General features: G+C 39.5%; 4 protein-coding genes. 2 read left to right on the top strand and 2 right to left on the bottom strand.

The window, feature by feature from the left end; genetic code table 11:
• Positions 1-22: 22 nt before the first annotated feature.
• Together ABD792_RS17700 and ABD792_RS17695 are read right to left on the bottom strand one after the other, a co-directional pair.
• Positions 23-7,333: a LamG-like jellyroll fold domain-containing protein gene (locus ABD792_RS17700; protein ID WP_345007707.1), complete on the bottom strand. Its 7,311-nt coding sequence runs from the start codon at positions 7,331-7,333 to the stop codon at positions 23-25.
• A gap of 621 nt (positions 7,334-7,954) precedes the next feature.
• Complete coding sequence (locus ABD792_RS17695; protein ID WP_345007706.1) at positions 7,955-8,842, bottom strand: AraC family transcriptional regulator; 888 nt, start codon at positions 8,840-8,842, stop codon at positions 7,955-7,957.
• Positions 8,843-9,213: 371 nt separating this feature from the next.
• Here ABD792_RS17695 and ABD792_RS17690 point away from each other — a divergent pair, with 371 nt between their 5' ends.
• Positions 9,214-10,674, top strand: a complete 1,461-nt coding sequence (locus ABD792_RS17690; protein ID WP_345007705.1) for a sugar porter family MFS transporter — start codon at positions 9,214-9,216, stop codon at positions 10,672-10,674.
• 8 nt (positions 10,675-10,682) lie between these two features.
• Positions 10,683-12,125, top strand: a complete 1,443-nt coding sequence (locus ABD792_RS17685; RefSeq protein ID WP_345007704.1) for a sulfatase family protein — start codon at positions 10,683-10,685, stop codon at positions 12,123-12,125.
• The last annotated feature ends 147 nt before the right edge of the window (positions 12,126-12,272 follow it).

Genomic DNA, 12,272 nt, shown 5'->3' with positions numbered 1-12,272 from the left:
TGTTCGTCTATTTTGTAAAATGTTATTGATTGATAATAACTTTTTTGTTCATCGTTCCAGTAGAAGTAGTAACTTTTATTATATAGCTGCCATCAGGGATACTACCGTTAACTGGGATCTTTATTTCACCAGAGTACGAAGAGGTGTTTGATGGATGCCATGTTTTAACAGTTTGGCCAAGCATATTAATTAATAGAACCTGGTTTACATCTACACCATTAGGCGGATTAATGTAAATTTCCTTGCTGTTTCTTAAATAATTCACAACAATTTGGTTTAATTGCTCGTCTGCAACAGATAGTGCGTTGTCTTTGGCAAAGGTTAGGAAGTACCTGTTTAGGTAATTACCTGGATCCAATGTTGTTTCAAAAGGTGCATTATTTATTTTGGTATATGTTCCCAATAGCGAATCATAAATATATGCTTTGGCATTGGGAGCAAAGCCTTCCAAAGTGTTTAAGCTAATCTCTACTTCGCCACCTGTGGTTAACGTAAGTCTTAAAGGGTATTGCTTTGTTTCATCAAAAGCACCTACGCCTTGTATCTCATAGGGGCTGTTTTCAATATCCCAATTTAAGTCATTAGGGAATACATTAAATTTAGGTGCATCGTATCCATAATCAATTCCATCTGTTGCCCGATTATCAGGAGTAAAGGCTAAGAGTAAGTGTTTTACAGCACCTTCAGGTGTTTTAAAATCAAGTCTCAGGCGACTAATATCATTATAAATATTATTAGGCTTTTTGGGTTTTGGCTTGTCGTTTTTACCTTTAGAGCCTCCGGGTTTTAAGAAGACAGAGCCGTCATTAGTGCCTGTTACTTGTTCTCTTTCAAAAACACGTTGACTGTTTTTAAATATAACCTGTCCGCCAGGTGTCGATGATGTAGAACTTTTTATGGTAGAAACAAAAAATCCCTGACCCACCGGTATATATCGCTCAGGAGCTTTGGAGCCATCTCCTCCTGCTACATAATAACCATCTACTGTTGGTGGTGGTGTCGTTGCTTCATTACCTCCTGATAAATTTAAAATAGCATAACCTCCCTCATAATCTCTTAAAATATGGGTATTGTTGCTTACATAGGTGTCCCAAAAATACAATGATCCGGAAATACTATTTGTCCCTCCTGGTCCATTATCAAGAATAAATTCATTAGCGTCTATAGCAGAAGGGTATGGGTTACCTACCAAGGCATCATTCCCAGCAGTAATAGTGGTGCTTATTGTACTGTTGTTAGGCTTGCCTACAAACACATAGTTTTGTGTTCCTTCTACATTTTTAACATATCCCTTACCACTTCCTTTCATAATATGTCCAAGGCCGGCAGCAAATGTATTGCTATTTCCTACAGCTCTCCAGGCGGCATAGGTATTTGATACGTAATTTTCGTAGGCGTAAAGCCATCGGGTACTTACGGATATAGGATCGGAATCGGGAGCCGTATAGGTCGCTGTCCAATTTATTGGTTTGGGAACATCGGTATTTGTTCCATCTCGCATTATGCCCCCTATGGTTCTAGGGTTGTTATTCGATCCAACAGTTTGCGGTCCAACTGGTGATCCCCAATAATTGTAGTTATAAGGATTGTTACTACCTTGTTGGTCGCGTTCTAAGTATCCACCACTGTTTACATCCAGAGTACTTTCGTTGTATTGGGTAGTTGTACCACTAACGTAGTAGCGTTTTTGTACTAATTGTGACTCGCCAATTAAATCTAAGATGCCATCTAATTTCAGGTAATGTGTTACCCACAAACCATGTCCAGTATTGGTTTCGTCTTGAGTTCCTGCACCTGTTACGGTTAATTCACCAGAGTTAACAAGAAGTCCTAATAATGTCAAGTCTTTAGAATTAGCTATTACATTATGAGAAATACTTACAATATTCCAATCGATGGGGTCTCCATTGATTCCGTTACTGTTTGGAGTGTCCCAAACAGTAAAATGGGTCCAAGTATTGTCGGTACTCCAGGTTTGGTTTCCTACTCTTGTTGTATAGGGTAGTGGAGCGGTTTGTTGCTGACTAGTAGTTATGTTCCTTAGTCTACCACTTACGCCAACGTATGGCGCCAAATCGCCACAAGCAACATTCATACGGTAGTAACCCACAAGATTGCTCCATAGTAGTAGGTCGTCTTCTGAGTTGTTATTATCGTAATCTGGGCCGTAAATCTTGTCAGGGATAACAACACCAGCTACATCGGTTCCAGATGCTTCTATTTCTTGGTTCATCATCTGTCTGATATGTTCTACGGTTATGGCTTTGTTCCATATCTTTAGTTCATCTACCCAACCGTGGTAATAATTTGTAGGAACATTTTGGGGAGCTTGATCCATAGCGCCTAAAAGTGCTTCTATATTAGCGGCTGTAGCAGCAGGAGCACTACCGGCACTTGTGCCTAATGCAATACCATCTACATACAATGTATATGTTGTTCCGTCAAAAGTAAGGGCTAATTGATACCATCTGTCGGTGCCGATCGTATCGCCTCCAGTGGTGACTGATCCAGAACCAGAACCGTTATACCAATTAAATTGTACTTGTCCGTTAACAATGCTTAAATCATATCCGTTGGTGTTGTCACCGGCATCTTTTCTTGAGAAAACCGTTCTTGTGCCGTTTACAGCATTAGGCTTCACCCATGCTTCAATGCTAAAGCCGTTAGGGGAGTTAGCGTTATCTAGGTTATAGTTATTTTTAAAGGTTACATAGTCGTCTGTACCATCGAAATCAATGGTTGGACAATCTACTATTGTTACCGTGATATCATCATAACAACCGCTACCGTCTTGAAGCATCCAGCGTAAAGTATATGTGCCAGGGTCGGCAGTAAAAATAGCGTCAGGACTACTAGGGTCAGAAAATGTAGCAGAGCTACCACAAGAGGTATTTGTGCTTCCGGGTAATACAGACCAAAGTCCTGTTACACCTGTACCAACATAACGTTGTGGGGTGTTATTGGCGTCTATTGGGTCAAGTCCGGCGGGAACCACGTACAGATTGGTTTCCCAAGCGCCTTTATTAAAGTTATAGGCAGCGTTTCTTGTGTTGTCGTAGGCATTTAACTGTAAAGCGTTTTCCCCACACTCGCTGTTTAGGGGTGTGTAGTCTTGACCAGCGTAGGCTAAACTTGTATTTATGTTTACGTAATTGGTTCCAGCGTCATTATCGGTTCTACAACCATTAACTAAGGTGGTTACACCATATTCTCTTTGTCCAGGAGTTTGAGGGGTAACGGTTAGGGTTGTACCACTTTGAATAACAGTACCATCTTCATCGGTCCATTCCAGTTCATCGTCTACTTGCGCGTAAGCAAAGCCTACATTGTCTATTAACCAACCACTTGCTAGAATATTTGGGTTGCTATTACTTTTACAATTACCGTCATTAGGAATATTATCAGGAAAAGTTGTATCATCAACTATTCCGCAGTCTGTTGTACTACCATTAAACACAAACATTATACGCAATCCGGATAATCCTGCATAAGCCCCTAAATCTACAGTAGCAGTTTTCAGTCTTGGGGCGTTAGGATCTGTTTTAGTTGTGCCTAAACATTTGTTCCCTGGACCTGTTGATAATTCTACGCCTGTTGTGGTAGTACCTCCAACTGTTGAATCTAAATCATATCCTTCAACTGTATCTAGTTTAACAGTATAAGTGCCAGGGTTCCCTGAGTTAAAGGATAGCCAAATTTCACCATAACCCCCATTGCAAAAATAAAAGCTTGTATCAAAAGTTAAGATGGCTTCGCTAGACGTCATGCCCACAGTACTAAATACGGGAGTTTCTAATGTAGTATAGTTTCCTACGCCATTTGCCATAGCAAACTTTGAATTATCATCAGTATCATAATTTATACCGCTAAAGTCTCTATTGGTGCTATTTGAGTTAGATTCTTTCCATGTAGGTTCGTCGGTGTTATTTCCACTAGCTGGAAATTCTCCATCTTGACCATCAACACGCCAGCCATCGGGTTGTGCATAGTTAAACTCACCGCCTTCTCCAAATTGGCCATTGGGCTGGTCAAAGAAACTTTCAGCTACAATTGTCACGCTTTCTCCCAAACAAATACTTTGGGCAGACTGGCTCACTACAATTGGAGGTTCATCTGGAGGAAGGAAACGTACATAGGCCTCTGCTGAGGTCTTCACCGTAGGCGGAGTAGTTGAATTGTCGGTAATGTTTAAACGTACAAATCTATCGGAAGTAATGTTGTACATGGTATAGGTTAATTGGCCAGCACCATTAGGACTAGCTGTAGTCCATGTTTCTCCATAATCATCTGAATATTCCCAATAATTAACATCGGAAGCATTTAAAACATAAGGTGCAATAGCCTGTAAATTAAATTGCACGTCTTTAGGTTCGTTAAGACCGCCTGGACAAGCTGTAGCTTCAATTAATGCACTAGGAGGTTGTGGATTGTCGGGAATGGGGTCTACAATTTCCCCAACCAAATAGGTTTCCTGGTGTTTAGGTGGCTCAACAGTAACAGTAGCTGTACACGTATCAAAATTACCATTTACATCGGTAGCTGTTAGTGTTACTGTGGTTGTGTATACATTACCATTGGGATCTTCGGTAAACACATTTGGAGAAACTGTTAATGAGGTTATACCACAGGCATCATTAGAACCATTATCGATATCTGAAGCGTCAATAGTAGCTTCTCTTGTAATGGCGTCAATAACGACTACGTAGTTGTTACATTGCATAGTGGGTTTGGTATTGTCTACCACAGTTACAGTAGCGATACAACTATCACTAAGTCCGGTATCGTCAAAAACGGTGAATGTTACGGTATTATCACCTACATCGTCACAGTTAAAAGAATTGGGGGAAACGGTCATATTAGCAATACCACAATTGTCTGTAGATCCGTTATCTAAGTCTAAGGCAGCAATATTTACAGTGCCGTTTGCACTTAATGTTGCTGTAATGCTTTTACAATTGGCTACGGGTGCAATATTATCTGATGGAACGACATTGAATGTACAGAAGTTTGTTCTGCCGGAATCATCAGTTGCTGTTAAGGTTATTTGTGTAGATGCAGATAATAGACTACCTGGGGCTGGGCTTTGTGTAACGGAGACATCACTATCGCAATTGTCGGAAGTTGTAGCCATACTTGTATAATCGGCTAGGGTGAACTGGCAATTGGTATCGAAATTAACATTTTGATCCCCCGGACAGCTTATAGATGGATTTTCATCGTCTACAACAGTTATTTCTTGAGAACATGTGGCTGTTAAACTAGCACCATCGGTTACGGTATAGTTTATAGTCGTTTCACCAATTGGAAAGGTGTAGCTTCCAACAGGACCTGTTCCACTGTCTGTTACTACTCCTGTCATCGTCCAAGATAAAGTAGCACCACTACAATTATCACCATAGGTAGGTGTAACAACTGCGTAGTTAACCGTACAATTACCGGTACCGTCATCGGAAGTGTTAATTGAGATGTTGCTGGGGCAAGATATGGTCGGGTTCTCGTCATCGGTCACTGTTACCGTTTGGTTGCAAGGAGCAGATGTATTGCCGTTTTGATCGGTTGCTGTCCATACAACGGTTGTGTTTCCAATAGGAAATAAATAAGTTGTAGTATTAATAGTTGTACCTCCAACTTTAGCAGTAAATATTATGTTTCCAGAAGCAGTACAATTGTCGGTAGCCGTAGGTGTTCCTAAGTAAACGGTTGTGGTGCAATTTCCGGTACTGTCATCAGAGGTGTTTCCTGTTGCTGTAGGTGGACATGAAATAGAAGGAACTTCATTGTCAACAACAGTTATTTCTTGAGAGCAAGTGGCTGTTAAAGTAGCACCATCGGTTACGGTATAGTTTATGGTAGTTTCACCAATTGGAAAGGTGTAACTTCCAACAGGGCCTGTTCCACTATCTGTTACTACTCCTGTCATCGTCCATGATAGAGTAACACTACAGTTGTCACTGTAGGTGGGTGTAACAACTGAATAGTTAACTGTGCAATTACCAGTGCTGTCATCGGAAGTGTTAATTGAGGTGTTGCCAGGGCAAGAAATGGTCGGTGGCGTCACGTCTTTAGGTGTAAGGGTGACCGTTTGGCTGGCAGCGGCGTTGTTCCCGGCGTCGTCAACGGCCGTTACGGTCACGTCTATAGTTGTGTTATGTGTGGCGGCGACCATTGTCCCGGCTGCTGGTGACTGGGTTACGGTCACTCCCGAGCAGTCTGAATCCGATCCTGTAACGTCTGGTATCGTAATCTGGCAGGATGCGTCCATGTTTACGTCCTGGTCAGCAGCGACAGTAAAGGTCGGGGGGGTGGTGTCACTAACATTAAAAGTTCTTGTTTCAATATTTGTGAATGTGCCATCAGTCACTTCTAATGAAATAATATACTCTCCGACGATAGTAGGGGTAAACGAAGTGGACGTTGAGTTAGTCGGGAGTGAGCCTGACAGTGTGCCGCTAGCTATTGTTGATAAATCTCCATTGGGGTCTCTTTGTACCCAGGCAAAATTAACACTGGCTCCTCCTGTTCCACTATAACCTCCTTCGAGAGCTACTACATCACAGGCTTCTTCCGATAAAGTTAACGAAATAGGATTGGTGATTTCTGCATTGATAGTACCACCGGCTGCTGCTATATCTCCAAAAGTATAGGTGTTGGGGCCGGGATTTCTACATGCTGCATATTTATCTGGACCAATAAAAATTTCATTGTTTGGGGTACAAGAACCGCTGAAATCTCCTCCGTTTTGTAAAATAAGTGCTGCCGTACTGGGTAAATTTAGTTGTGCTTGAGCACCTGAGAAATTAAGATAGGCTCCAGCTCCATTAATACTAAGAGAAGTCGTATTTAAAGTTACTTCCCAAGGACTACTTCCTGGGTCTAATGTTAAAGTCCCATTAACAATAATGTCTCCAGTGGTAATATTTATGTTCGAGTTAATTGTTATTGTATCCCCAGCTTCAATTGTAACATTATTCGTTCCTGTGTTCTCGCCGGGATAACCTATTACTGCTGTTGGTGTAGCCCAAGAGGAGCCATCATAGTAGAGCCATGAATTTAAGTTAGTCCAGTCTCCTCCTCCGGTTCCATTAGATTTGTAATCACCAGCAGTATCAGCCAGAGGAGCAGTAGCTACAAGGGACAGATTGTTAGTTGTTTTTAAGTCTGCTTCACTATTTGTAAAGTTGGCATAGTCGGAAATGGCACCATAGTAGGGCGTATAAGGGTTTGCTGTGAATTGTGCTTTATTGGGGAAAATGCCGTTAGCAAATACATAGCTACCAAACAGCAATATACATATTGTATAAATAATTTTGGTAAACGTAATTTTCTTTTTCATAATCAGTTAATATTTAGGGCGTTGCACAAAATATTAGGTCGTCTGTATTTTTTATAAAGACAACAAAAATCTTTAGTTTAATGTGCTATTAACCAGTTCTATGAGGGAATGTGTAAAATTAAGACTACCGTCTACGTGTAGCAAAAATACTCGTTGAAATACCTTTTTATTCTTTTGTAGGGGCATAAAAATTTTACTTTAGAATTAATTAACATCTGTATATGGATAAAGGCTTATTGGTTCATGGTGTTTGTTTTGATTAAATTACCAGCAAGTTTATCTATATACGGGACGAATATAATACAAAAAAATTAAAAATCATCCACGAAGTGTATAAAAAATACGATGAAATACATTTTGTTAAGTACTTATGTAGGTAATCCGTTGAATAATAGTGCGTTTTTTGTTGGAATGGATTTGTAGCTTTTTAAGGGTGAGGCGGCTTGCTCTTGGGTAACTGGGTTGTTAAGGTAATTTTTGTTTTGGGAGATGCTATGGTGCCCTTACTATGCCTTTAATATGAAGTAAAGGTGAAGGAGATATGAAGGAAAGGTGAAGGAGTAGCTTTTTTGACCTGTCCTAAAATAGCTATACAGGTTACTTTGCGAAATCTTGGGTTAATTATTTGTGGTTTTGGTTGTTTTTGTATGTTTTTGGTGAAATACCCATGTGTTTTTTAAATAATCTTGAAAAGTATAAGGGGTCTTGGAGGCCTATTTTGAAGCTCACTTCTTTAATGCTTAAATCAGTGAAATTAAGGTATTCGCAGGCTTTTTGGATTTTTTTGAGATTAAAGAAATGGATTGGGGAGTAGCCAGTCCGTTTTTTAAATATGGTATGTAGGTATGAAACGGAAAGATTAAACTCTTTTGCTATGTCTTTAGATTTATAGGACTTGTTAATGTTGTTGTTTAGGAAGTTAATAATGGCTCCGACGAGGTTGTCTTTATTGTGGTGAGTGAAGGGGATGTCTATTTTGCTAAAGATAAATGAGCTTACAAAATTTAAGCTCAATATGTTAGCGTATTCTAATTGATAGTTGGTGTAATTGCTTTTTAACAGATCGAAGATTTGATGAAACAATTGTAAGCGGTCGCTAACGAAGGGAGTCGTTTCATTTTTTTTATGGGTCGTTTTGTGTCTTAGGTATAGGTCATTAGCAATAGAGCCATTGAAATGCATCCAGTAAATGCTCCAAGGGTCTTCTGTAGATGCGTTGTAGCTGTGTGGCAATTGTTTGGGTATTAAGATGTATTGGTTTGGGGTGATTTCTGTTTTTTCGTTATCGATTATAATTTGCCCCCTGCCTTCTGTGCAATAGATAAAAATATAGTCTCCATGATTTTTTTTGCGTTTTCTAAAGTGATGGTGTGCTTTAGGAAAATATCCAAGGTCAGTAACATAGAATTTACCAGATATAGGATTGTTTTTAACTCTGTTTTTTATGGCACTGGGAAGAACAATCATTTTTTGTCCTAGGAAGCCTTCTTTTAAAGTGTATTCGTCCATGTTTGTTGCTTACGGGTACTTTTTCTTTTTACTGAGGTTTTAAAATGACTTTTTTTGTGTTATTAGTTTGATTGGTTAGTTGTTGGTTGTGTATTTAGAATTTATTGGTTGTTTGTTTTTGTCAAAAATAGGGTATTTATACTTTAAATTAAAACATTGTACAAATACAGAGGGGGTGTTTTTGTGGTATTTGTAAATCTTACTATTTATAGTATCCTTGTTTTTTTATGGTGTTACGGGGTTTTGTTTGCTTTTTTTAGTATGAATGGATGTATATGTGATGCATTTGTGTTTATTGTTTTAAAGATAGTAATATTGTCCATATATATGTTTGCTTCTGTCTATGTTTTTAATGAAAAAATAGGATTAATTTGGCTGAACCTTATTGTAATGGAAATATTGATGACTTTATTAACTATAATATAATTGTACGTATGAATACAGCAAAGTTTAATTTCAAGTATATATTGTCTATAGCTTTTGTATCGGCTATGGGAGGTTTGCTATTTGGGTACGATTGGGTCGTTATTGGAGGGGCTAAGCCTTTTTATGAACTTTATTTTGATATTGCTCATGAACCTGCTCTACAGGGATGGGCAATGAGCAGCGCGCTTATAGGTTGTGTTTTTGGGGCTGTATTATCTGGGTTTGTTGCCGATAGGTTGGGGCGAAAAAAATCGTTAATGCTAGCTGCGCTGTTATTTGTTGTATCTGCTTTTGGAACGGGCTATGCGAATGCGTTTGCACCTTTTATTTGGTATCGTTTAATAGGTGGTTTGGGTATTGGGTTGGCATCTACCTTGTCTCCTATGTATATAGCGGAAATAGCTCCGGCAAAGTTTCGAGGGCGTTTTGTGGCTATAAATCAGCTGACCATTGTTGTAGGAATCTTGGCGGCACAAATTATTAATTGGTTGATAGCTGAACCGATAGCGGATTCGTTAAACGCTTCGCAAATATTAGCTTCGTGGAATGGACAAACAGGGTGGCGTATCATGTTTTGGGCTGAATTGGTGCCAGCTGGACTGTTCTTTGTGTTTATGTTTTTAGTGCCGGAAAGTCCACGTTTTTTGGTTAAAATAAATAAGGTGGATAGGGCAGGTTTTATTTTGAATAGAATTGGAGGTGCGGCCTATGCTAAAAATGAAATGTTGAATATTCAACAGTCGTTTCAAAATGTAGCTGAAAAGCATATTTCTATTACTGAGCTAAGAAGTTCTAAAGTGCTGCCTATTTTGGTTATTGGTATTGTGTTGGCTGTATTTCAGCAATGGTGCGGAATCAATGTCATTTTTAATTACGCTCAGGAAATTTTTACCGCAGCAGGTTATAGTGTTGGGGACATGTTGTTTAATATTGTTATTACTGGAAGTGTTAATTTAATATTCACTTTTGTTGCGATGCGGACAGTTGATAGTTGGGGGCGTCGTAAGTTAATGTTGTTTGGAGCCTTAGGGTTGGCTGTTGTATATGCTGTTTTGGGTGCTGCTTATTATTTTGAATTTAAGGGCTGGCCGGTATTGGTTTTGGTTATTACGTCTATAGCTATATATTCTATGTCGCTGGCACCGATTACCTGGGTGGTGCTTTCGGAAATATTCCCGAATAGATTGCGTGGAGCTGCCATGGCAATAGCAACTTTTTCTCTTTGGGTGGCTTCTTTTATTCTCACGTTTTCTTTTCCTATTTTGAATGAGCTCTTGGGGGCTTATGGGACTTTTTGGGTTTATAGTATAATATGTGTTCTTGGGTTTTTATTTATAAAACAACGATTACCGGAAACTAAAGGAAAGAGTTTGGAGGATATTGAAATCGAGTTAACAGAAAAATAGTGTTGGTTATGTTATATAGAATGGTTTTTATTGTATTTGGGTTCAGTATGTTGTCTTGTCAAGAAGTAGTGCATAAGGTATCGCCCCCTAATATTCTTCTTATTATTACTGATGATCAGGGTTATGCCGATTACAGTGCTTATGGAGGTGCTCCGGATGCTATAACACCTAATATGGATAAAATTGCAGAAAACGGTGTGCGTTTTACTAATGGGTATGCTACGGCACCTGTATGTAACGCTTCGCGTCAAGGGATTATAACGGGAAGTTACCAGGAACGCTGGGGGACTTTTTATTATGGTGGGCGTATTTTTCCAGAGTCGCAATATACACTTCCAGAATTATTGTCTAAGGAGGGGTATCGGTGTGTTAAAATAGGTAAAACGCATTATGCTGAAGTATTGGATAACAATGTAAAGATTGAAGAGCCGTTAACATTGCGTGAGTTTCCATTAAATCACGGTTATGAGGAGTTTTTGGGATTTTGCGCGCACCGCCATGATTATTTTAAATTAAAAGCATCTGATGATTGGGTGGAAGATCCTGATGATGACCGAATGTCCCAGTTTGGCCCTTTATGGCGGAACAGAGCTAAAGAAGATTTTGAGGGCTATACTACGGATATTTTTGGAGATGAAGCGGTAAGGCAAATAGAGAAGAGGGATGATAGACCATTTTTTATGGAATTGTCCTTTAATGCCGTTCATCACCCTATATATCAAGCGCCTGATAAATATTTGAAACGTTTTGGGGTCGAAAGGTTTCCTGAGTGGGATCCTAAGCAAGAATCGTTTTTAGATTACCATGCCCGCACTTGTTGGAGACAGGAGGAAGATCCGGACGGACGTAAGCGGTACTTGGCTAACCTGGCTTGTTTGGATGATAATATAGGCAAGGTGTTGGAGGCATTGAAAAGATCGGGAAAATGGGAAAATACCCTTGTCTTTTTTATATCTGATAATGGGGGTTCTCAAAATACTTATGCTAATAATGGTGTGCTGAATGGTCATAAATACATTTTACGCGAAGGAGGGATTCGTACGCCATTTACCATGTCTTGGCCGGGGAAGATAAAAAAGACCAAGGTTATTGATGTGCCTGTTTCGCATATGGACATATTGCCAACTTGCTTAGAGGCAATAGCTTCTAGGGCAAAGGATAGCTTAAAGCTGGATGGAAAGCATCTTTTGAGCTTAATAGATAATCCTAAAGAGGCGCATCATAAAGTATTGGTTTGGGATACAGGAAAAGAATGGGCCGTGAGAAAAGGTGAATGGAAATTGCATGTTGTAAAGCAAGACAACCATTTTAGAACGATTCATTTAGATGCGGGAACTTACTTGCATAATTTGGAGACAGATCCGGGAGAGCAAAATAACCTAAGTGGTAAACATCCGGAAATAGTTGAAGAGTTGACCGCTGTATATGGGGCGTGGAAAAAGCGTTTGTAAAAGTAATTTGCTACAATAACTTAAAAGATACTATTGTGAGAATTTTGAGGCAAACCGCTATGGTTATGTTCGGTATATGCTTGTTTTCGTGTGTAAATGGTGATGTTGAGTCATTGGATATGTCTGGGGACAGGTGTTTCTGAAAAA

The sequence above is a fragment of the Snuella lapsa genome (assembly GCF_039539345.1).
In the GTDB taxonomy this organism is placed as follows: domain Bacteria; phylum Bacteroidota; class Bacteroidia; order Flavobacteriales; family Flavobacteriaceae; genus Snuella; species Snuella lapsa.
Note: the sequence above shows the minus strand (reverse complement) of the source record. Positions and strands in the feature narration are given on the sequence as shown.